At 58.9% G+C, this 19,906-nt stretch carries 22 protein-coding genes; 11 read left to right on the top strand and 11 right to left on the bottom strand.

The window, feature by feature from the left end; translation table 11 throughout:
• Window positions 1-12 precede the first annotated feature (12 nt).
• Entirely contained in the window at window positions 13-1,227 is a 1,215-nt protein-coding gene (locus VXJ35_RS21895; RefSeq protein WP_064023179.1) for an EAL domain-containing protein, read from the top strand.
• Between the two features lie 38 nt (window positions 1,228-1,265).
• On the opposite strand, the gene VXJ35_RS21890 is transcribed toward VXJ35_RS21895, so the two are convergent.
• From VXJ35_RS21890 to VXJ35_RS21870, 5 genes are all read right to left on the bottom strand, one after another.
• Window positions 1,266-1,847 carry a DUF4166 domain-containing protein gene (locus VXJ35_RS21890; protein ID WP_064023178.1) on the bottom strand — a complete coding sequence of 194 codons (582 nt, stop codon included), beginning with the start codon at window positions 1,845-1,847 and terminating at the stop codon, window positions 1,266-1,268.
• A 3-nt stretch (window positions 1,848-1,850) separates the two neighbouring features.
• Window positions 1,851-2,324: a DUF2269 domain-containing protein gene (locus VXJ35_RS21885; protein ID WP_064023177.1), complete on the bottom strand. Its 474-nt coding sequence runs from the start codon at window positions 2,322-2,324 to the stop codon at window positions 1,851-1,853.
• A complete protein-coding gene (locus VXJ35_RS21880; protein WP_064023176.1) occupies window positions 2,321-3,607 on the bottom strand; it encodes an SDR family oxidoreductase in 1,287 nt (428 codons plus the stop codon). The genes VXJ35_RS21885 and VXJ35_RS21880 overlap by 4 nt, the downstream gene beginning before the upstream one ends.
• A 251-nt stretch (window positions 3,608-3,858) precedes the next feature.
• Window positions 3,859-4,662 carry a helix-turn-helix domain-containing protein gene (locus VXJ35_RS21875; protein ID WP_231914808.1) on the bottom strand — a complete coding sequence of 268 codons (804 nt, stop codon included), beginning with the start codon at window positions 4,660-4,662 and terminating at the stop codon, window positions 3,859-3,861.
• Window positions 4,608-5,117 (bottom strand): hypothetical protein, encoded by a 510-nt coding sequence (locus VXJ35_RS21870; RefSeq protein WP_064023175.1) that lies wholly within the window; start codon window positions 5,115-5,117, stop codon window positions 4,608-4,610. The genes VXJ35_RS21875 and VXJ35_RS21870 overlap by 55 nt, the downstream gene beginning before the upstream one ends.
• A 132-nt stretch (window positions 5,118-5,249) precedes the next feature.
• Here VXJ35_RS21870 and VXJ35_RS21865 point away from each other — a divergent pair, with 132 nt between their 5' ends.
• Window positions 5,250-5,843, top strand: a complete 594-nt coding sequence (locus VXJ35_RS21865) for a Uma2 family endonuclease (RefSeq protein ID WP_064023174.1) — start codon at window positions 5,250-5,252, stop codon at window positions 5,841-5,843.
• Window positions 5,844-5,859: 16 nt separating this feature from the next.
• Here VXJ35_RS21865 and VXJ35_RS21860 read toward each other — a convergent pair whose 3' ends face one another.
• Genes VXJ35_RS21860 through rluD form a run of 3 tightly spaced genes read right to left on the bottom strand, consistent with a single transcriptional unit; the run spans window position 5,860 to window position 8,343 of the window.
• Window positions 5,860-6,687 carry a ZIP family metal transporter gene (locus VXJ35_RS21860; RefSeq protein WP_064023173.1) on the bottom strand — a complete coding sequence of 276 codons (828 nt, stop codon included), beginning with the start codon at window positions 6,685-6,687 and terminating at the stop codon, window positions 5,860-5,862.
• Window positions 6,684-7,412: a peptidoglycan editing factor PgeF gene (gene pgeF / locus VXJ35_RS21855; protein ID WP_064023172.1), complete on the bottom strand. Its 729-nt coding sequence runs from the start codon at window positions 7,410-7,412 to the stop codon at window positions 6,684-6,686. Before pgeF ends, VXJ35_RS21860 begins: the two co-directional genes overlap by 4 nt.
• A complete protein-coding gene (gene rluD, locus VXJ35_RS21850; protein ID WP_064023648.1) occupies window positions 7,393-8,343 on the bottom strand; it encodes a 23S rRNA pseudouridine(1911/1915/1917) synthase RluD in 951 nt (316 codons plus the stop codon). The genes pgeF and rluD overlap by 20 nt, the downstream gene beginning before the upstream one ends.
• Before the next feature lie 83 nt (window positions 8,344-8,426).
• Here rluD and VXJ35_RS21845 point away from each other — a divergent pair, with 83 nt between their 5' ends.
• From VXJ35_RS21845 to VXJ35_RS21830, 4 genes are read left to right on the top strand one after another with little or no spacing between them, the layout of a single operon-like run.
• A complete protein-coding gene (locus VXJ35_RS21845; protein ID WP_064023171.1) occupies window positions 8,427-9,272 on the top strand; it encodes an outer membrane protein assembly factor BamD in 846 nt (281 codons plus the stop codon).
• Window positions 9,273-9,276: 4 nt separating this feature from the next.
• Entirely contained in the window at window positions 9,277-10,497 is a 1,221-nt protein-coding gene (locus VXJ35_RS21840) for a hypothetical protein (protein WP_231914807.1), read from the top strand.
• Between the two features lie 53 nt (window positions 10,498-10,550).
• Window positions 10,551-11,105 carry a DUF2058 domain-containing protein gene (locus tag VXJ35_RS21835; protein ID WP_064023169.1) on the top strand — a complete coding sequence of 185 codons (555 nt, stop codon included), beginning with the start codon at window positions 10,551-10,553 and terminating at the stop codon, window positions 11,103-11,105.
• A 38-nt stretch (window positions 11,106-11,143) separates the two neighbouring features.
• Entirely contained in the window at window positions 11,144-11,449 is a 306-nt protein-coding gene (locus VXJ35_RS21830) for a hypothetical protein (protein WP_054760735.1), read from the top strand.
• 5 nt (window positions 11,450-11,454) lie between these two features.
• On the opposite strand, the gene rsmI is transcribed toward VXJ35_RS21830, so the two are convergent.
• Complete coding sequence (gene rsmI, locus VXJ35_RS21825) at window positions 11,455-12,309, bottom strand: 16S rRNA (cytidine(1402)-2'-O)-methyltransferase (protein WP_064023168.1); 855 nt, start codon at window positions 12,307-12,309, stop codon at window positions 11,455-11,457.
• Window positions 12,310-12,328: 19 nt separating this feature from the next.
• Here rsmI and VXJ35_RS21820 point away from each other — a divergent pair, with 19 nt between their 5' ends.
• The 5 genes from VXJ35_RS21820 to yjgA are packed head-to-tail and all read left to right on the top strand — an operon-like array spanning window position 12,329 to window position 16,007.
• Window positions 12,329-14,173 (top strand): penicillin-binding protein activator, encoded by a 1,845-nt coding sequence (locus VXJ35_RS21820; protein ID WP_064023167.1) that lies wholly within the window; start codon window positions 12,329-12,331, stop codon window positions 14,171-14,173.
• Window positions 14,173-14,541 (top strand): YraN family protein, encoded by a 369-nt coding sequence (locus tag VXJ35_RS21815; RefSeq protein WP_064023166.1) that lies wholly within the window; start codon window positions 14,173-14,175, stop codon window positions 14,539-14,541. The genes VXJ35_RS21820 and VXJ35_RS21815 overlap by 1 nt, the downstream gene beginning before the upstream one ends.
• 3 nt (window positions 14,542-14,544) lie before the next feature.
• Window positions 14,545-15,132, top strand: coding sequence for a phosphoheptose isomerase (locus VXJ35_RS21810; RefSeq protein ID WP_054763367.1), 588 nt, complete (start codon window positions 14,545-14,547; stop codon window positions 15,130-15,132).
• Window positions 15,133-15,160: 28 nt separating this feature from the next.
• Window positions 15,161-15,343, top strand: coding sequence for a hypothetical protein (locus tag VXJ35_RS21805; protein WP_054763368.1), 183 nt, complete (start codon window positions 15,161-15,163; stop codon window positions 15,341-15,343).
• 1 nt (window position 15,344) lies between these two features.
• On the top strand, window positions 15,345-16,007 hold the full coding sequence (yjgA, locus tag VXJ35_RS21800) for a ribosome biogenesis factor YjgA (RefSeq protein ID WP_064023165.1): 663 nt from the start codon (window positions 15,345-15,347) through the stop codon (window positions 16,005-16,007).
• A 16-nt stretch (window positions 16,008-16,023) separates the two neighbouring features.
• Here yjgA and mtgA read toward each other — a convergent pair whose 3' ends face one another.
• Both mtgA and VXJ35_RS21790 read right to left on the bottom strand, forming a co-directional pair.
• Entirely contained in the window at window positions 16,024-16,677 is a 654-nt protein-coding gene (mtgA, locus tag VXJ35_RS21795) for a monofunctional biosynthetic peptidoglycan transglycosylase (RefSeq protein WP_231914806.1), read from the bottom strand.
• A gap of 732 nt (window positions 16,678-17,409) precedes the next feature.
• On the bottom strand, window positions 17,410-19,842 hold the full coding sequence (locus tag VXJ35_RS21790) for a TonB-dependent receptor (RefSeq protein WP_064023163.1): 2,433 nt from the start codon (window positions 19,840-19,842) through the stop codon (window positions 17,410-17,412).
• Between the last annotated feature and the right edge of the window lie 64 nt (window positions 19,843-19,906).

The following is a 19,906-nucleotide window of genomic DNA, read 5'->3' as shown; positions in this document are numbered from 1 at the left end:
ACATAGCGCTACATGACCGATTCCGCAATCACTGAACAAACCATACTGGCCGGGCTGGACGCCGGCGAATTCGTTTACTACTACCAACCGAAAGTCTCGCTGATCACCGGCAAAGTGATCGGCGCCGAAGCGCTGATCCCCTGGCAGCGGCCCGACGGCCAAACCGTCCTACCCAACGATTTCATTCCGCTCGCCGAGCAAACCGGCCTGATTAAACAAATCAGTTACCGGATGTTTGCCAAACTGGCACGGGATTTACTGATTTTCAGCGACATCGACAGCCGCTTGGTGACCTCGGTCAACGCTTCCGCCCAGGATTTCGCCGACGGCCGGTTCTGCACCATGGTGCTGGAAACCTTGGAGCAATTGTGTATCCCGACCAAGAACCTGCAAATCGAAATCACCGAAACCACGGTATTGAACGCCGATCCGGACGTCAGAAAAAACATACAAACCCTGTGCGATGCCGGCGTCGGTCTGGCGATGGACGATTACGGCACCGGTTATTCGACGCTGGAAACCTTGAGCCAATGGCCGTTTACCACGATCAAACTGGACCGTAGCATCGTCGGCCGCATGTTGGACAATCCCAAGAACCAGACCATAGCCGAATCGTCGATCCGGATGGCTCACGAATTGGATATCGGTATCGTCGCCGAAGGCGTCGAATCCGATCTGCAGTACCAAATGCTGCTGGAATCGGGCTGCACCAAAGTCCAGGGCTATTGGCTGAGCCGGCCGCTGCCGCTGAGCGATTTTATTTACTTTATCCAGCAAGATTTACGTTGGTCCGGCCTGCCGATAGGGCTGATCCACATGGCCATCGTCGACCACATTCAATGGCGGAAAAAGCTGGTTAGCGACGTGGTGCGCATCGCCACCAACCCCGGCCAATCCGGCGAGCGCAACCACTACCAACTGCCGTTGGATTACAGAAGTTGCCGCCTGGGCAAATGGTATTACGGTGCCGGCCGCCAATTCGTCGGCTGCCAGGATTTCGACGAGATCGAATTACCGCACAAAAAATTTCACAATCTGGGCAGCGAACTGATCGATACCGTCAACAACGGCGGCACTATCGCCGAACTGACGCCGATTCTGACCGAGTTTTCCGATCTGTCGGCAGTCATCCTGGACTGCCTGCAACGCCTGGAACATAAAGGTTTGATGGACATGCACCTGGCCCACCGCAGTTGGGAAGGGCACCATTTGTTTCCGTCGGCGTAGGCGCCCTTCAACGCCGTCCGCGGCCAACCGGCGGCGGATCAGCGGTAGGCAAACTCGCCCCGATACTGGTAACTCAAACCCCACCACGGGTGGCGAATTTCGAAATCCAGATAAAACCGGTCCGCGGCGAGCGCACACTCCCTGATCGTCGTCGATCCCAATAACAACCAATCCGGGATCGGCACGACCCAACTGCCGCATTGCCAGAAGTGGCCCAGGCTACGGTAAAGCAAATCGCCGTTTTCGACCGAAACCCGCAAGCGCAGCACGAACCCGAAGCCGATGTATTCGGCCAGTTCGCGGTCGGCGACGTACGCCATCCGCGAATTGAAGCAGTCGCTGCGGCCGTCCGGGTAATCCAGCCTGCGCCGCCAGATCAGTCCGGCGGCGTCGGCGGTTTTGTCCACTTCGGCATACGCTGCCGGTGCCCGCCACAGCAATAAGCCGCCGAACAGATGGATCAGCCAGATTAACGGAAACAGGTAGGCCGGATAGTCGATCTGCATCGTGCCGGCCAAGCGGCTTTCCTCGCCGTCGCCGAGCCGGTAATGGCGTTGAATCGCTTCCGGCAATTGTTGCCAATCGTTACCTAACACCTGTTGCATCAGTATTTTGGTCATGGTTTAACTCCAAAGCGAATTGTGAAACACCATCAGAGTGGTAATGCCGATCATGCCGAAAAACGCCGGCACTCCCAGCCATAACCAAATTTTGGCGTAATAGTGGTAGATCGACGGCAACGGCCGGCCTTGGGCCAGCGAATCGGCGGCGATATCGCGCATTCGGATCTGCAATACCACAACCGGCAGCCAGCACAGTCCGGTCAGCAAATACAGCAGCAAGGTCCACCACAACCAACCGTCGCCGAACGACGCCGATAACTGCTCGGCCAGCAACACGCCGGTCAGCGGCTGAATGATTACTGTCGGCGTCGTGAACCACCAATCCGCCAGCACCACGTGCTTGCTGGTGGCGGCAATGGCCGCGTGGTCGCCGCTTTTGTCGGCCATCACTTTGTAGAACACCGTGCCGGAACCCAGGCCGAACAATACGATTGCGCTGAGGATGTGAATCAATTTCAAGGTCAGATAGGTCATGGCCGTTCTCCTTCCAATACCCGGTAAACCAGCAAACACATTAAAAACGGTAGATTTTTCAATAACGGCCCGAACGGGTGAACTACGAATTCCGGCAGCCGCCACGCCACCACCAGGCTATAGGCCAGCACGATGGCAAACTGGCCAAGCAGCAGTGCGGGCAAGCGTATCCGCGCCAAGGTCGCCAAGCCCACGGCGATGTCCAACGCCGCCAGCCCGTAAAGCGTCGGCGGCGCTGCGGAGCCGGTAATGCCGGTAGCAGCCAGTAAGGCATAGTTGGCTTCGTGCGGATAAAACAGCAGAGAAGTGACGCCGCTCCACAGCCAGACAAAGGCAATGGTCCAGCCCAACAACGGCCGCAGCAAGTACAAGCCGGCCTGCCAGCGCTCGGCCTGCGTCGCATCTTCGGCGAACATCCGCTTTGCGTTTCGCGGCGGCCTGCCCAGCAGTGCGGTCAGCGGCGCCGGATCGGCAGTGCTACCGCGCTGCAACATCGCCAGATTGGCCCGGTTCAAGATCGGTTCGCCCAAGATTCCGCCCAATGCGGCGCTGACGCTGGCGACCGCCGGCGATAGATACCAGGGTTTGGCCGGCGCTTTACCGAGCCGAGCTCGCAGGCCTTGCAGCCAATCGGCATAACTGATCGGCTCCAGACCGACCAACGCGATCGTTCGCCGTCCGGCGCAGCCGGTTTGCAGGCAGCGGCAGACCGCGGCAGCGACATCGTCGACCTGAATCGGTTGCAGCATCGGCGCTCCGCCGTCCGGTAACGGATGCACCGGCAGGGCCGCCAAAACCTGGAATAAGGCGTGGCTGCGCCCGCCGCGACCGTAAACCAGCGACGGTTGCAACACGAACCATTCCACAGGCAGTTCGCGCAACGCGTCGTCGGCGGCTTTCTTGCTCAAGTGGTAGGCCGATTCGGCGGCGCCGTCGGCACCCAACGCCGATATTTGCACGATCTTACCGACCCCGGCCAAGGTGCCGGCCCGGAATAATGCAATCGGGCTCAGGCTATGCAATTGGCGAAAGCTTTGGCCCGGGCTGGGGGCGATGATGCCGACGCAATTGACGATGGCATCGATGCCGTGCAGGTGCGGTAACCAGGTTTCGATCTCGCTCGCCTCGGCAAAGTCCAGCGCCAGCGGCGTTATTAGCGGACTTTGTAGCCGCAAACGCTGCGGCCGCCGGCAGCACACGGTGACGCGATGCCCCCGGTCCAATAACGCCAGCACAATCGCCCGGCCGATAAATCCGGTCGCGCCGGTTAACAGGACGTTCATGGCCGCCTCCCGTCAATCGCTTCGAGCACAGGCGGACAGGCCGGCAGCGCACGGGGGAAAAGTAAATATATCGTTGAAAAATTCATCGTTTTGCTCCAAAAGTTACAGGGCGGGCTCAGCTTAGGCCGTGCCAACCGCCGCAACTTCCGGATTGATAGGGCAGGAATAAAAAATTCCGCGTCAAAATTAAAACGATTAATTACAACGAGTTATAGCATTACAAAATGATAAAAACGGAGTGGCGGCTGGATTTAGGAAGGCGGTGTTGCGTGGAGCTTACGGTACTGCCCCGGCGCGATGCCGACAATTTCCCGAAATGCAGCGTAGAAGTTGGATTGGGTGCTGAAACCCACCGTCAGGCCAATCGATAATACCGACGCCTCCGGTTCGGTGACGAGCAGTTTCTTCGCGTCTTCGATGCGCTGTTCGCGGATATAGCGGGAAAAACCCTGGCGAAATTCGGTATTGATCAGTTCCGACAACTGGTGTTGGCTTAGTGCCAATTGCTCGGCCAGCAAGGCCAGATTCAAGGTATCCAGCCGGTAGAGTTTGTCCTGCCGCATCAAACGCTCCAGCTCGGCCAATTTTTTCGGCTTATCCACGTTTTTTAAGGTGGATTCGGCGTACGAGGCTTGCGCAGCCTCCGCCACATCGGCGGTAATAGCCGGGAAGCGCAGCAAGGTCAGCGCCACGGCAAAAAAGGCCAGCCCGATCAGTAGGCTATAGGCTTGAATGAAATCGGCCTCAGCCAGTAACGGCCAGACGAACCCCAGCAGCAGTACGGCGACGGCAATCGCGAACAAGGTGCCGAGCGCGACCAGTTCCAACCGAAACCGCTGGCGTTGCGCCCGCAAGCGGTATACGGCATGTGCCAGCCAGATCAAATACGCGCTGCCGAGCAGAAATGCGCCGGGCATCGCGAGCGGTTGCGGCAATAAGGGGCAGAGCGGTAGCGGCGCGGCGTGCAACAGATCTCGCCAGCGGTATTGCACGTCGGCCTTCAGCAGATGCCGGCTGAAGAAGTAAAAACTGGGAGCGACCAGATAAAGCGCCACCCAATAAACCGCGGAATGCAGAACGTCTGGCGTTGCGCCCGCAAGCGGTACACGGCATGTGCCAGCCAGATCAAATACGCGCTACCGAGCAGAAATGCGCCCGGAATCGCCAACGTTTGCGGCAACGCGCAACTGAGCGGCAGCGGCGCGGCATGCAGCAGGTCCCGCCAACGGTAGCGCACGTCGGCCGTTAATAAATGCCTGCTGAAGAAGTAAAAACCGGGGGCGACCAGGTACAACGCCAGCCGATAACCGGCGGAATGCAGAGCGTCATATGCCTGAATCAGCCAGGCCAAATGCCCCGTCTGAATCGCAGCCAAACCGGCAATCAAAACAAACCCGGCGCACCGCGAAGGCCAAATTAAAGGTTCGCGGTTTTGCAACAAGTTGCCGGCGACCAGCAACAGGGCTGCCCCAAAAGAAAAGCCGATACTTAACAAGGCCGCTATCTGCATCGAATCCACCGAAATCGGAAAAAACAGAGTTTAGCGGCTATCGGCCGCTCCGCCATCTTGCAGATGGGCCTGGACTACCGTCGGCCGGTGTTAGCCGTTACAATCGCTCGACCCAATCCAGCGGAAACGGCTATGGCTTTAGCGGAAAAATTGCACCTGAGCGTCGCGGACTACCTGCAAGGCGAGTTGCTCAGCGACATCAAGCACGAATATATCAACGGCGAAGTTTATGCGATGGTTGGTGTTAAACGCGCTCACGATACCGTCGCGACGAATCTGATTGCTTTTTTGCATGGTCATTTACGCGGCACACCTTGCCGAGTGCATTCCGGAGAAATGAAAGTCCGGGTCCAAACCGCGAGCGACGACTGTTTTTTTTACCCGGACCTGCACGTGACCTGTTCGGCAGCGGATACGGCCGAACATTACAACAGCCGGCCGAAACTGATCGTCGAAGTCTTGTCCGACGCTACCGAACGCTACGACCGCGCCGAAAAATTCCACCATTATCGCAAGCTGGAAAGCTTGGAAGAATACGTCTTGGTCGCCCAAGACACGCAACGCGTCGAATGTTACCGCCGTAGCGAACAATGGGATTTGCAGCTTTATCAGGCTGGCGAGCAGGTCCGGTTCGAATCGGTCGGTTTCGAATTGCCGGTTGAGGAGATTTACGAGGGTGTCGAATTTGGCGAACCGGTTTCGCCCCCCCGTCTCGACTTAAACTAAGACAGTTTAAGGGCAACTAAGCGACGCCTTCGAACCGGTGGGCAATGCCCTGCATCACCAAAATCAAAACGACGCCGGCCAGGATAAAACCGATCTGCTGCAGCGAGGTTTTCATGTCGGTTTTCTGGTGTAGCGAAGGAATCAGATCGGCCACGGCGATATAGATAAAGCTCGACGCCGCCAGCGTCAGGAAATAAGGCAGGATATCGTGCAAATCACCGAGACTGAAATAGGCCAGCACACCGCCGATCACCGTGGTCAGACTGGCCAGGATGTTGTAAAACAGGGCCTCGCCGCGGCGGTAGCCGCTGTGTAGCAGAATTGCGAAATCGCCGACTTCCTGCGGGATTTCGTGGGCTGCCACTGCCAGACTGGTGACGATGCCGAGCTGAACGTCGGTCAGAAACGCTGCGCCGATCAACACGCCGTCGACGAAATTATGAATACCGTCGCCGAGGATGATGAACATGCCGGCCGGCCGGTGGCCGCTGCCGTGGCTGTGGCCATGGTGGTGATCGTCGTGAGAATCCTCGCCGTGTGCCTCGCAAGCGTTGGAATGGCAATGGCGCCAAACCAGCAGCTTTTCCAACACGAAAAAGCCGAGAATCCCGGCCAGGATGGTCGCCGACAGCGTCGATAGTTGTTGCGGCTGTACTTCCTCGAAGGCATGCGGGATCAAACCGCAAAATGCCCCGGTCAGCAACGCGCCGATGGCAAAACTGATGCCGTGCGGCAACACGTGTTTTTGCTGTGCTTCCGGCAGCAGCAAAAACACGGCCGCCGCCAGTACACTCAAAACCCCGCCCAATGCGGTGAACAAAACGATATACAGCAGTACGCTCAAGAAACTCTCCAGATTAAACTGGCCATGCGGCCGGTGGCGGCGCCGTCGCGGCGATAAGAGTAAAACCCCGCCGGATCGGCCACGGTGCAATAATCGCCCCCGAACACCCGCTCCACACCCAGCCCGGCCAGTTGCCGGCGCGCCAATTGGTAAATATCGGCCAGCCATTTGCCGGGGCCATGGGCGCTAAACGCTGCTGCATGGCGGGCATCGTCGGCCAAAAAGGCCTCGCGTACCTCGGCGCCGACTTCGAAATGCTGCGGGCCTATCGCCGGACCCAGCCAAACCGAGACCTCACGGCAATCGATAGCCCGCAAGGTCGCTGCAATCACGCCGGCCTGCAAACCGCGCCAGCCGGCATGCGCCGCGGCGATTTTGTCGCCGCCGTCGCCGCAAAACAACACCGGCAGGCAATCGGCCGTCAATACGGCGCAGACCACTCCGCTTTGGTCGGTATAACTGGCGTCGGCGGTTGGTAGGTCAAGCACTCGGTCGGCCTTGACCGCATCGATGCCGTGCACCTGTTGCAACCAAACCGGTTCGGCCGGCAAATCCAGCATGTCGCGGATGATTTGCCGATTGCGTTGCACGTGCTGCGGGTCGTCGTTGACGTGGCCGGCCGGATTCAGGCTGGCGTAGCTGCCGACGCTGACACCGCCGCTGCGCAAAGTGACTGCCGCCCGCACATTGCTCGGCAGCGGCCAATCAGGCTTGATCCAGTTCATTTTCGCCCAGTAACTTGATCAGATTGGCCATGTCCTCCGGCAGCTCTTGTTCCCATTCGCAATAGTCGCCGGTTTCCGGGTGCTCCAGTCCCAGCTTGGCGGCATGCAAGGCCTGCCGCTTAAAATTTCGCAAGGCCTCGGCCAGGGCCGGGCCGCAATCGGCCGGCATTTGAAAGCGGCCGCCGTAGACCGGATCGCCGACCAGCGGATAATTGATGTGGGCCATATGCACCCGGATCTGGTGGGTGCGACCGGTTTCAAGTTTGCAGCGAATCAAGGTATGGCGTTTGAAGCGCTGCTCCAGCCGATAATGGGTGATCGCTTCCTTACCGTCGCGGCGCACCGCGTTGCGTTTGCGGTCCACCGGATGGCGGCCGATCGGGGCGTTGACCGTGCCGCCGGCAGTCATCCAGCCTTTGACCAAGGCCAGGTACTCGCGGTGGATGCTGCGTTCCTGCAACTGCTCGACCAGGTTGTTGTGGGCTTGTAGGGTCTTGGCCACCATCAGCAAGCCGCTGGTGTCCTTGTCGATCCGATGCACGATACCGGCGCGCGGCAAGGTTTCCAGTTGCGGCGCATGGTTTAAAAGGGCGTTGACCAGCGTGCCGTCCCAATTGCCGACCGCCGGATGGACAACCAGACCGGCCGGCTTGTTGACGATCAGCAGCGATGCGTCTTCGTATTTAATGTCTAACGGAATTTCCTGGGCGGCGTATTCGATGACCCGCTCGGCTTCGGCGTCGAGCTCGATTTCCTCGCCGCCGTCCAGTTTCTCGCGGCCTTTCATGACCTCGCCGTCCACCAACACCCGGCCGGCCTTGATCCAGGTCTGTAATTTGCTGCGCGAATAATCGGGGAACACCTCGGCCAAACACTGGTCCAGCCGCATACCCGTCAGTTCCTCGGGAACCCTTGCCGTCAATATCGTCATAGTCGTTTTTAAGTTATACTCGCGGCCCAAATGCTGCCAAATGCCGCAAAAAACCAGCAATATTACAACGTGTTGATAAACGTATGCGATTAGTTTTAGTAAAAACCGTTTTCGCCGCCGGCCTGATCGTGCTGCTGCCTGCCTGCGAAACCTTGGAAGCATTTTCCAGCAAGGGTTCGGCCAGCGAGAAGGAAGAGGAATACGCCGGCTGGGACGACAAAATGTTCCATGAAAAAGCCAAGGAAGCGTTGGACAACAAAAACTACTCGAAGGCGGTGACGTTGTACGAAGCGCTGGAATCGCGCTACCCGTTCGGCGACTACGCCGCCCAAGCCCAACTCAACGTCGCTTACGCTTACTATAAGAACGACGATCCGGAAGCCGCGATTGCTGCCGCCGACCGTTTCATCAAAATCCATCCGCGCAACCCCAAAGTCGATTACGCCTATTATCTGAAAGGCTTGATCAACTACAACCGCGGCATCGGCTTCATCGACCGCTTTTTGCCGACCGACTCCTCGCAACGCGATCCCGGCCCGGCCAAGGACGCTTACGACAACTTCCAGGAACTGATCCGCCGCTATCCGAACAGCGAATACGCCGCAGACGCCAAGCTGCGCATGGTCGCGTTGCGCAACAACATGGCGATGTACGAAGTCCACGTCGCCGATTACTACATGCGGCGCAAAGCCTACATCGCTGCCGTCAACCGTGCCAATTACATCGTCAAGGAATACCAGCGCACGCCGGCGGTGCCGTTTGCGCTGCAAATCATGCAGGACGGCTACCGCCAATTGGGCATGGACGAACTGGCCACAGATGCCGAACGCGTCTTTAAACTGAATTACCCGAACGGTGCCCCGCAAGGCAATTACAAAGACGAAGGCGCGATTCAAAAACTGTGGGATGCGATGGGTCTGGACAAATAAGCGTTTGACCGCGCCGTCCACCTTATTGCACCGCGGCGGACTGGGACTTTTGCTCGGTTACGCCGCAACCGCCGGCGCTACGCCGGCGCCGTTATTTCAAAACCGCTTCTTTACGCTGTCGCAAACCGCCGAATTGCTGTGCGCCACCAGCCAACAGCAATATACGCCGACCGCCGCACTGGCCGACATCATCCGTTTCTACGAAACCGAGCATCCCGGATTGCGCAGCCAAGCCGTGGCGGTGTTGACCGACCACAAAAATCAGGACCACCTGGACGATTTGGCCGATTACCGCGAAGACTGCGCAGGTAACGCCGCCGGCGAGCTGTGCGTACTGGAAAAATACTGGGGCGACCGCGAAGCCGCCTGGCGGGCGCTGGCCCTGTTTTACGACACTAAAACCGTGGTCAAACACAGCGACGATTACCGTTATGAGGTGAAACGCTTTTCCGCCGACCATCTGCGTATCTTCGAAAAAGCTATCCGCAAGATTCCGGCCTTTCTGCGGCAAAGCATCAGCAAAGCCAAACCGGTGGACAAGCTGGAACAGGAAATCGCCGACAAACCCACAGCGATGCAACAACTGATCCGCGACGCGTTTCAGGAAGATTACAAAAACAGCATCTGGCAGGACCACACCCATCCGTTGACTCTGGTACCCGGTATCGGCTTCCGCTCGCAAACCGTGGCCCAGGTGTTCAGCGGCCAGAATCTGATCGTGTTTACCGTGAAAGCGTTCGACAAGGGCAAGGAAGGCGGCAGTTACCGCGACATCGGCGTGCAGTATCTGGTCGATTTCCGGCTGCCCATCGTGGTTCACGAGATTGCGCATACCATCGACAATTTCCATTTCTGGAACGGCGAAGACGACCTGTACTTTTTCTACAAGTACCACAAGATCTCCAACGACGCCGACATCATGAAAACCATCGCCGAAGCACAATTGGCGCTGTGGCCGTCGAAATGGTTCGAAGCCTTCGAATATCTGGGCGAGGTCAACCAGGGCCGTTACGACGGCAATACCCAGGAAAAACTGGCCGAATTGGTCGCGCAATACATTTTGATTCCGGAGCGGCTGCAACAGAGTGCGCCGGCCGCCTACCGCTGGCTGCGCGACGACATTTTCCGCGGCATCGAATACCAGGGCTACGACCGCTGCGAACGGCCGTTGACCAAGCCGCTGAGTTGGTGGCAGTACGCCACCGGCAAGATGCTGGGCCAATAAGCGCTTTGTGCTATGCTGCCGGCGTTTTTTAAGTCCATTTCCGCCCGTTCGCCATGAAAAAACCGCAAACCTTGTCGCTGCAAGAACAACTGTTGAAATCCGGCCTGTCCAACGACGCCAAGCTGAAACAGGTCAAGGCCGAAAAGCGCAAACAGACCAAACTGGAGCGCAATAACGGCGTCGAGACTGTCGACGAAGTAAAACTCAGTGCGGAACAATTGCGCCAACAACAAGCCGAACGCGACCGCGAATTGAACCGGCAACGCAAGCTGGCCGAAGAACAGAAAGCCCTGGCGGCGCAAATCAAACAAATCGTCGACCTGAATCGCATCGCCCAGGACGCCAACGGCGTGGCTTACAACTTTACAGACGCCAATAAAGTCAAAACCCTGTACGTCGCCGAAAAAGTCCGCGACGCGTTGAGCAGCGGCCGCGCCGGCATCGCCAAACTGGAAAACCGCTACGAAATCGTTCCGGCCGAGGTGGCGCGCAAGATTCAAATCCGCGATGCGGCCAGCGTCGTGGTGTTGAACGAAGCCAGCCAAGACCTTGCCGCCGAAGACGACCCGTACGCGGCATACCAGATTCCGGACGACTTGATGTGGTAGCCGGCCGCCAACAAATTTAGAAACACAGGAGTTCCGCCATGCACAAAGCCGTTGCCCTGAGCCTATTACTGCTGGCCGCTGCCCCGCTGGCCGCCGAGGAGCGGACGCCGACCGGCGCCTTTCTGGTCGACGTCGTCGTTGCCCGGCCGGTCGGCTTGATCGCGACGCTGGTCGGTTCCGCGCTGTTCGCCGCGGTATCGCCGCTGACGGCTTTTGCCGCAATCGCGCCGCCGCACGATGCTTTTGCCATCGGCGCCGAAGCCCTGGTACTGACCCCGGCGCGGTTCACCTTCGCCCGCCCGGTCGGGGTATTCACACCGGACCCCAGCGGCCGCTACAACTGACCCGACTATCGGCCGCCGCTTTCGCCCTGCATCGCCAACGCGGCCTGGTATAGCGTTTTCTTGCGTTGGCCGGTGATTTCCACCGCCAGGGCGACGGCGGTTTTGATCGAACATTCCTGCAGCAACAAAGCCAATATCCGTCGTTCCGCGTCGCTGATTTGATCCGATTTTTCCGCAGGCGGGCTGCCGGCGGCGATAACGACAAACTCGCCCTTGCGCATGTTTTCGTCGGCTTGTACCCGCACCAACACCTCAGCCAGACTACCGTCGGCGATGGTTTCGTGCAGCTTGGTAATCTCGCGCGCCACGACAATGCGGTGCTCGGCCGGAAACACCGCCGCCATGTCTTCCAGCGCCGCCTGAATCCGGTGGCTGGACTCGTAAAAGGCCCAGGTCGATTCGTCGGAGAGTTTGTCTCGAAAAAATTCGCGCCGGGCCGAAGCGGTGCGGGGCAGAAAGCCTTCGAAGCTGAAGCGGCTGGTCGGTAAACCGGCCACCGACAAGGCGGCGATCAAGGCGCAAGCGCCCGGAATCGGGGTCACGTCGATGCCGTGCTGGCGGGCCAACCTGACCAGCGGCAGGCCCGGGTCGCTGATGATCGGGGTGCCGGCGTCGGACACCAGTGCGACCGATTGGCCTTGCTGCATCCGCTCGACCAAACCCAACGAAGCCTTGTCCTCGTTGTGCTGGTGCAACGAGGTTAGCGGCTTGTTGACGCCGTAATGCGACAACAGCATCTTGACGTGGCGGGTGTCCTCGGCGGCGATCAGATCCACTTGTTTCAATACTTCCAAGGCCCGGAAACTGAAATCGGCCAGATTCCCTATCGGCGTGGCAACCACGTATAATTTTCCGTACATCTGTTTTCCAAGGCCTCTCATGTCCGCATTTAATTTGGCCGCCATTATGCCGCGTCGCTTGCCGGGTTGCTGCGTTTTCGGGCTGCTGCTGCTGTCGGCTTGCGCCGGCGAGCCGCCGACCCGTAAACCGCAGTTCGAAGTCAAGCCGCCGGCCAGCGCGAAACGGCCCAAACCGGCGGAAGCCGCAACCACGGCGCGCAGCTACCGTTTGCACGACAGCCGCAGCGCGCTGCGGCTGCTGGACGCCGATACCCGCTTGCAAGCCGGCGACAGTAACGGCGCCCGCCAGGCCTTGGACGGCGTCAATCCGGCCGAATTGAATCCGGAACAAACCAGCAAATACAAATTGCTCGACGGCGAGATTGCGCTCAGCAGCGGAGATGCCGAAAGCGCGGTGCGCAAACTGGAAGGCGTGCGTCCGGCCGTGTTGGCGGAAGCCGATCAGATCGCCTATTACCAGTCGATGGCTTTCGCCCATTCGTTGACCGGCGACGTGTTGGCCGGGGTGCGGATGCGGTTGAAACTGGGCCGGATTCTGACCGACCGCGACCGGCAAAAGCAAAACATCGTCGCCATTCTCGACGCGCTTAGCGTGTTGCCGAACGAAACCCTGAGCACGACCGCATCGGTCGCCGACGAATTGAGCGGCTGGATGGCGTTGGCCAAAATTCTTAAGCAGCGCAATCTGCCCGGTTTCGACAGCGCCGGCCAAATTCAGCAATGGAAGCAAACCTTCCCCGGCCATCCGGCCAATGCCGACTACCTGCAAGCCTATCTGAACGGCGCGCCGGCCGTTGCTGCCGAACCGGCGGCCGAGCCCGGCCCGGAAACGCCGCAACCGGCGGCGACGGCAGCCAGCGGGCCGATCATCGCGGTGCTGCTGCCCAATTCCGGCCAATATGCGGCCGCCGGCAAAGCGGTCAGAAACGGCTTGGCCACCGCCTACCGCCTGGCGGCCAGCGCCGCGCCGCAACCGGCTTTGAAATATTACGACAGCGAAACCGGCGATATCGTCGCGCTGTACAAACAGGCCGTCGCCGACGGCGCCAAACAGGTGATCGGCCCGTTGGTGAAGGAGCAGATTCAGACTTTGGCCGACAGCGGCGAGTTGAGCGTGCCGGTGTTGGCCTTGAACCACGTCGAAAACCTGAGCAAAGCCAATCTGTACCAATTCGGCCTGAGCCCGATCGACGACGCCGAACAACTGGCACTGAAAGCCCGCCGCGACGGTTTGCAGAACGCGGTGCTGTTAACCCCGGAAACGCCGCAAGGCCAACGCATCCGCCATTATCTGATGTCGGCCTGGCAAGCCGGCGGCGGCTCGGTGCTCGGGGTGCAGAGTTACGATCCGAAATCGCGCGATTTCAGCGCCGTGGTCAAAGCCTTGCTGGCGCCGAGCGTGAATGTCGCCGGCGAAAAACAGGCGCTGGCTGTGTTCATCAGCGCCGGGCCGGAACAGGCCAGAGAAATTGCGCCGCAATTGCGCTACAGCCAGAGCAGCGAACTTGCCGTCTACGCGATGCCGAACATCTACAGCGGCCGCCCCAATCCGGCCAAAGACACCGAATTGGGCAAAATCGCGTTCTGCGATTTGCCCTGGCTGTTCGGCGAGGTCTACGGCGGACCGCTCAGCCAACAGGCATTGCAAAGTGCCTGGCAAGGCCTGAGCGACAGCCAGATCAAGTTGGTGGCGCTGGGGGTGGATGCCTTCAACCTGCTGGGCCAATTGAGCCAACTGGCCGCCACGCCTTACCCCGGCGCCACCGGGCGGTTAGCGTTGAACGGCGAAAACCGCATCACCCGCAGATTGGCCTGCGCCGAATTCAAGGCCGGCGTACCGGCCGCGGCCGCCTACGTCGAATAATGCTGTTCGGCAAGCCCAAACCGGCCCATCTGCAAAAAGGCGCCGGCGCCGAACAAAGGGCCGCCGCCTATCTGCAACAACAAGGCCTGCACCCGGTCTGCAGCAATTACCGTTGCAAACATGGCGAGCTGGATCTGGTCATGCGCGACGGTGCCGTGCTGGTCGTCGTCGAAGTCCGCTACCGCAAATCGGAGCAATTCGGCGGCGCGTTGGCCAGTATTACCGCGCAAAAGCAGGCGCGCATCGTCGCGGCCACGCAACACTATGTCATAATCAACGGCCTGAGCCATTGCGCGATCCGTTTCGATGTCGTGGCAATCTCCGGCGATAACCGCCTCAATTGGATCAAAAACGCGTTTCAAACCTGAACTATGAGCTTACAAGACCGCATCATCGCCCATTTTTCCGACAGCATTCAAACCAAGCAGAATGCGATGGCCAGCTTGTGCGAGCTGATCGAATTCGCCTCGCAGAAAATCGTCGAAGCCTTGGTCAACGACCGGAAAGTGCTGACCTGCGGCAACGGCGGCTCGGCCGGCGACGCCCAGCACTTTTCCTCGGAAATGCTGAACCGCTTCGAGCGCGAGCGGCCGGCGCTGCCGGCGATTGCGCTAACCACCGACACCTCGACCATCACCTCGATCGCCAACGACTACCACTACGACGAAGTGTTCGCCAAACAATTGCGGGCGCTGGGCCAGGCCGGCGACATCCTGTTGGTTTATACCAGCAGCGGCAATTCCGGCAATATCGTCAAGGCCGTCAAAGTCGCCCACGACCGCGACATGACCGTCATCGCCCTCAGCGGCAAGGACGGCGGCGCTCTGGCCGGCGTGTTGAACGAGACCGACATCGAAATCAGGGTGCCGTCGGATTCCACCGCCCGCATCCAGGAAGTGCATTTACTGATCTCGCACTGCCTGTGCGATTTGATCGACCACCAATTGTTCGGCGGCTAGGCCGCAGGACCCGACTCGCGAGCAAGTTATGGAATCGACCTGGGAAAATCTGCTGCTGGGCTTATTGGCCTTGCTGATCCTGTTCTGGATGCGCCCCGGCGTCAAAGCCGCGATCGAACGCAGCAAAAACAGCCCTTCCGATTGGTCCGGCGTGATCGTGCCGCTGCTTGCGGTGGCCATGTTCGTATTGTTTTTAATAGCTATGGTTTGACATGAAACACGAAGATTACGACGACGCAGAATTCGAAGACGAGGACGATTTCGAGGACGACGGCTACGACGACCGCACCCAATTTGCCTACGACGACGAAGCGGAAGAAGAAGACGAAGTCGAATATTACGCGGTTAGACCCAACAAGACCCGGATCAAAAAAGAGATTGCGGCGATTTTCGCGATGGCGGAAGAAATCAGCGGGTTGGCGCCGGCGCACATCGCCGAGTTCGAATTGCCGGAGAACATCGAAAAAGCGCTGTGCGACGCCGGCAAAATGGGCCGCAACGCCGCGAAAAAGCGCCTGCTGAAGTACATCACCGGCCAAATGCGCGAACTGGACGTCGACGCGATCCGGGAAAAGCTGGCGCGGTTGAAAAACCGCAGTGCCCACGGTGTGCGCGAACACCACCAGGCCGAACGTTGGCGCGACCAACTATTGGGCGAAACCGGCAACGCCGCGCTGACGCAACTGGTGTCCGAATTTCCGGAAGCCGACACCCAGCATCTGCGCCAGTTGCAACGCAATGCGCTGAAAGAAGCTAAAGAGGCCAAACCGCCGAAATCGGCGCGGCTGCTCTACAAATACCTGAAACAGTTAGTCAGCGACGCCGGCCATTCCGCCGCAACCGACGAGGCAGAGCCGGAACACGATCTGGACTGATCCGCCGCCGGTTTCCTCAATCCGGCAAGGCCCGCATCTGGCCGAGGATCCAGCTTTGCCGTTTCAGCAGATAAGCGCTGGGTTGGTCGGCCTTCAGCAGAATCGGATTCGGTAGCGTGGCGGCCAGCAAGGCCGCTTGCGCCGCCGACAATTGCCGGGCCGGTATGCCGAAATAATGCCGGCTGGCGGCCTCGATACCGAACAAATGGTCGCCGAATTCGGCGATGTTCAGATACACCTCCAAAATCCGCCGCTTGTCCCACAAAGCTTCGATCAAGACGGTAAACCAAATCTCGAAGGCCTTGCGCACGAAATTTTTCGCCGGGCTCAGAAACAGGTTTTTCGCCACTTGCTGGCTGATCGTGCTGGCGCCGCGCAACTTGCCGCCGCGCAAATACTGGTTGAAGGCTTTGCCGATCGCATCGACGTCGAAGCCGTTATGCTGGTAGAACAACTGGTCCTCGGAAGCGACCACGGCATGGAAAGCATGCGCCGAAATCCGCTCGCGGCTGACCCAACGCTGGCTGATCGGCCGGTAACCCTTACCCTCGACCCAATCGTCGATATGCTGGTGCAGCATGAAGGCCGAAGTCGGCGCCGGCAAAACCCGTAGCGCCGCGACCAGCAATAAAGAACCTGCCAGAAAAAAGCCAACGGCATAGGTTGCCAAACGTTTCGCCCGCCTGGGCCAACCGGAAGCCGGCTTGCTCCGCCGGCTAGGCGGCAATCGATAACGTGCGGGGTGGCGAAAATGCTTCACAAGCGGTGCCGGCGTGATCAACAAACCCGATATTATCCACGATTAACCGGTAATGGCGATGTATCGCCCTGCCGCCGGGCGCGATTCAATCGGCACCAAATCTGTGCAAGGTTGGCGAACGGGTGCGTCAGGCCGTCGGCCCTCAATTTCGGCCCGCGGCAGGCCCAACGAAAAATTGCGTCAAATCGCCTAAAAACCCGCTTCCGCTGCGGCATATAACATAGTAATCAAGCTGTCAGGCGCCGCGAATCGGTTGCCGACCCGAAAAAACGCCAACATACGGAGTTGGCACGAATAATGTTATATAAATTGCGGCATCAAGGATGTTAAGTTCTCTCCCCCGTGAACATGGAAAACAACGACGCCAGGGAATACCTGGATAGAAGCGTGGACGAAACACTTCTATCCAGGCAGGGATGACCTCAACAGCGCACATTCGCAGCCGGCACGGAGTGCAATCGGCATTCAATCTGGTGCATCCGCACCAAAAATCAGCAAATCCGCAATCGCCACCCATCGTTACGGTGTGTCCGGCTAGAGCCAGACCGGCAGCAGCGTCTGCCTGTTCGTAAACAGAAAATGAAAAGCGGCAAGGCCGCTCCCGGGAGAGCGGAAACGGCCTCTTCGCACGGTAGGCAGGATTTAGTATTCCAGCTTCAACGAGCCCATCGCCGAAATCGGCGCACCGACGTTGGCGGTCGGTATCCATGAGGTCGAGCCGGTGAAATATTCCTTGTCGAGCAAGTTATAGACGTTGACTTGCGCGGTCAGGCGGGTTTTGCCGATCGGCTGCACATAAGCCGCCATCGCATCCAGCCGGGTATAACCGGGCAACTGAAAGCTATTGGCGGTATCGCCCTCGCGTTTGCCGACCACCACGCCGCCCAGACCGGCCTTGAAATGCTCGGTAAACTGGTAGGTACCCCACAGGCTGGCCTGGTGCTCGGGCACGTTCAGCAGACGTTTGCCTTCCGTGCCGTTGTTGTCTTTGGTAACCCGGCCGTCGGTGTAAGCATAGGTCGTGACCAGATTGAAATTCTCGGTGAGCTGGCCTTTGATATCGACCTCGATGCCCTGGCTGCGCGCTTCGCCTATCGCCACCTGGTCCAACGGATCGGGCGTGCTGAGGTCGGCGGTCAGCATATTGGTTTTTTTCAGGTGGTAATAGGCCACGGTAGACGACAGCCGTTTATCGAACAACTCGGTCTTGAAGCCGATTTCGTACTGTTCGGCCGATTGCGGTCGAAAAGTGCCGCCGGTTAAGGCATTGCGGCCGTTGTTGCTGCCGAAGGATTCGACGTAATTGCCGTACACCGATAACCATTCCCATGGCTGGTACAGGACACCGACCCGCGGCGTGAATTTGTCCTCGTGCTGCATGCTGAAGCCGGTTTTGGTGGCTTCCCAGGACGTGCCGCCGAAGCCGCCGTAGCCGGCCATGTCGTAGCGGCCGCCGCCCATGATGTGTAATTTGTCCCAGATCGTGATCTGGTCTTGGAAATAAACGCCGTACCAATCTTCGCGCTCGCGCCAGAACCAGTTGGGCCGGATCGCGTTGACCGCGGCGACATCGATGGTGTCGTAGCGCGGATTGTCGATATCGAAGGTCGAATTGATCGGATCGCCCCAGTCGCTGGAGGCGAACATATTGTCCGGCGCATCCTGGTTGAAGAAAAACCAGTCGCCGCCGACCAGCACGTTATGTTTCAGGCCGTAGGTCTCGAATTTGCCGGTCAGATCCAGACTGGTCGAATAAGAGCGCCGTTCGGAGGTACCGGTAATCACCCAGCGGCCCAGAGTATGGCCGTCCGCATTCAGCTTGCCGTTGGGGCCCGGCCCGCCGAACACGATGTCGGTTTCGTCCCACTGGAATTTATGTTTGATCGCCCAGTCGTCGTTGAATTTGAAGCTCCAGTCGGCGTAAACCAGCGTGTTGTCCTGGCGCGGCCGAAACGCTGGGTCGCCAGTGAACAAATTGCGCCGGCCGTTGACCGGCCTGTTGTCCAACACCGGCACGCCGTAGTCGTCCATGTAGTTGTCGTGGCGTTTCTCGAGATCCAGATTGGCTTCGAAGCGGTCGTTCGGCCGCCAAGTCAGCGAGGGGGCAATGAAAATACGTTCGTGGTCGACGATGTCGCGAAACGACTCGCCGCTATCGTAAGCGCCGTTGAAGCGGTACAGCAGCGTTTTCGCTTGATCCAGCGGCCCGGTGGCATCGACGCTGGTGCGAAATTCGCTGAACGAACCAAATTGCTGTTGCAGCGCGTAATACGGCGTGGCCAGCGGTTTTTTGGTCACGTAATTGACCATGCCGCCGGGCTGCAAGCGGCCGTACAGCACCGCGGCCGGGCCTTTCAGCACTTCGATTTGTTCCATGTTGGCCACGTCGAATTTACCCATCGAGCGCCTGAAACCGTTGCGGTAGTTTTGTTCGGTCGAATTAAAGCCGCGAATTATGAAACTTTCGTACATATCGGCAGTGCCGTAGGAACGCTGCACGCCGCTGACGTTATTGATTACGGCGTCCTCGAAGCGGACCGCCTGTTGGTCGTTCAGGACGGAGCGGGGCACGACTTGAATCGACACCGGCGTGTCCATAATCGCGACATTGGATTTGGTCGCGGTGGATGCGTCCGGTACCGCGTAAAACGGGTTAAACGGATTGTTCGGGTCGTAAGCCTTGTTCCCGATCACGTTGACCGCCGGCAATGCGGCCGGGTCCTGCCGGTAATTCAATGCCTGTTTTTCGATCACCACGTTGCCATTCTCGGCAATGCGGTAGCTCAAGCCGCTGTCGCGCAGCAACTGTTGCAGCGCCGCTTCCGGCGTGTAGCTGCCGCGCAGCGGCCGGCTGCTCAGGCCTTCGGCGATGGCTGCGTCGTAAACCAATTGCAAGCCGGCGCTTTCGGCCAGCCGGTTCAAGGCCGTAGCCAGCGCCCCGGCCGGAATATCGAACGGCCGCACGGCATTGTCGGCATGGGCCGGCGTAACCGCAATTCCCGCGCCCAGGGCCAAAGCCGCGACCTGCCTTTTCCAGCTCCGGCCGGCCCGATTCTTGGTGTGTTTCGCTGTCATGAATATCCCTCTACGTTGTTATCTGATGGCTAACACTGGTTTTGACGCACCAGCGGCCGAAAAC

It is taken from the genome of Methylomonas sp. DH-1 (assembly GCF_046097555.1).
GTDB classification, from domain to species: Bacteria; Pseudomonadota; Gammaproteobacteria; order Methylococcales; family Methylomonadaceae; genus Methylomonas; species Methylomonas koyamae.
The sequence above is the reverse complement of the archived record's forward strand: the minus strand, read 5'-3'. Positions and strand labels throughout refer to the sequence as shown.

Excerpts from the sequence above, each read along its gene's own strand:
- VXJ35_RS21895 (WP_064023179.1), top strand. The coding sequence starts at position 13 with ATGACCGATTCCGCAATCACTGAACAAACCATACTGGCCGGGCTGGAC.
- rsmI (WP_064023168.1), bottom strand. The coding sequence starts at position 12,309 with ATGTACGGAAAATTATACGTGGTTGCCACGCCGATAGGGAATCTGGCC.
- VXJ35_RS21835 (WP_064023169.1), top strand. The coding sequence starts at position 10,551 with ATGAAAAAACCGCAAACCTTGTCGCTGCAAGAACAACTGTTGAAATCC.
- rluD (WP_064023648.1), bottom strand. The coding sequence starts at position 8,343 with ATGACGATATTGACGGCAAGGGTTCCCGAGGAACTGACGGGTATGCGG.
- VXJ35_RS21865 (WP_064023174.1), top strand. The coding sequence starts at position 5,250 with ATGGCTTTAGCGGAAAAATTGCACCTGAGCGTCGCGGACTACCTGCAA.
- yjgA (WP_064023165.1), top strand. The coding sequence starts at position 15,345 with ATGAAACACGAAGATTACGACGACGCAGAATTCGAAGACGAGGACGAT.
- VXJ35_RS21880 (WP_064023176.1), bottom strand. The coding sequence starts at position 3,607 with ATGAACGTCCTGTTAACCGGCGCGACCGGATTTATCGGCCGGGCGATT.
- VXJ35_RS21790 (WP_064023163.1), bottom strand. The coding sequence starts at position 19,842 with ATGACAGCGAAACACACCAAGAATCGGGCCGGCCGGAGCTGGAAAAGG.
- VXJ35_RS21885 (WP_064023177.1), bottom strand. The coding sequence starts at position 2,324 with ATGACCTATCTGACCTTGAAATTGATTCACATCCTCAGCGCAATCGTA.
- VXJ35_RS21830 (WP_054760735.1), top strand. The coding sequence starts at position 11,144 with ATGCACAAAGCCGTTGCCCTGAGCCTATTACTGCTGGCCGCTGCCCCG.
- VXJ35_RS21870 (WP_064023175.1), bottom strand. The coding sequence starts at position 5,117 with ATGCAGATAGCGGCCTTGTTAAGTATCGGCTTTTCTTTTGGGGCAGCC.
- VXJ35_RS21820 (WP_064023167.1), top strand. The coding sequence starts at position 12,329 with ATGTCCGCATTTAATTTGGCCGCCATTATGCCGCGTCGCTTGCCGGGT.
- VXJ35_RS21815 (WP_064023166.1), top strand. The coding sequence starts at position 14,173 with ATGCTGTTCGGCAAGCCCAAACCGGCCCATCTGCAAAAAGGCGCCGGC.
- pgeF (WP_064023172.1), bottom strand. The coding sequence starts at position 7,412 with ATGAACTGGATCAAGCCTGATTGGCCGCTGCCGAGCAATGTGCGGGCG.
- VXJ35_RS21845 (WP_064023171.1), top strand. The coding sequence starts at position 8,427 with ATGCGATTAGTTTTAGTAAAAACCGTTTTCGCCGCCGGCCTGATCGTG.
- VXJ35_RS21890 (WP_064023178.1), bottom strand. The coding sequence starts at position 1,847 with ATGACCAAAATACTGATGCAACAGGTGTTAGGTAACGATTGGCAACAA.
- VXJ35_RS21805 (WP_054763368.1), top strand. The coding sequence starts at position 15,161 with ATGGAATCGACCTGGGAAAATCTGCTGCTGGGCTTATTGGCCTTGCTG.
- VXJ35_RS21810 (WP_054763367.1), top strand. The coding sequence starts at position 14,545 with ATGAGCTTACAAGACCGCATCATCGCCCATTTTTCCGACAGCATTCAA.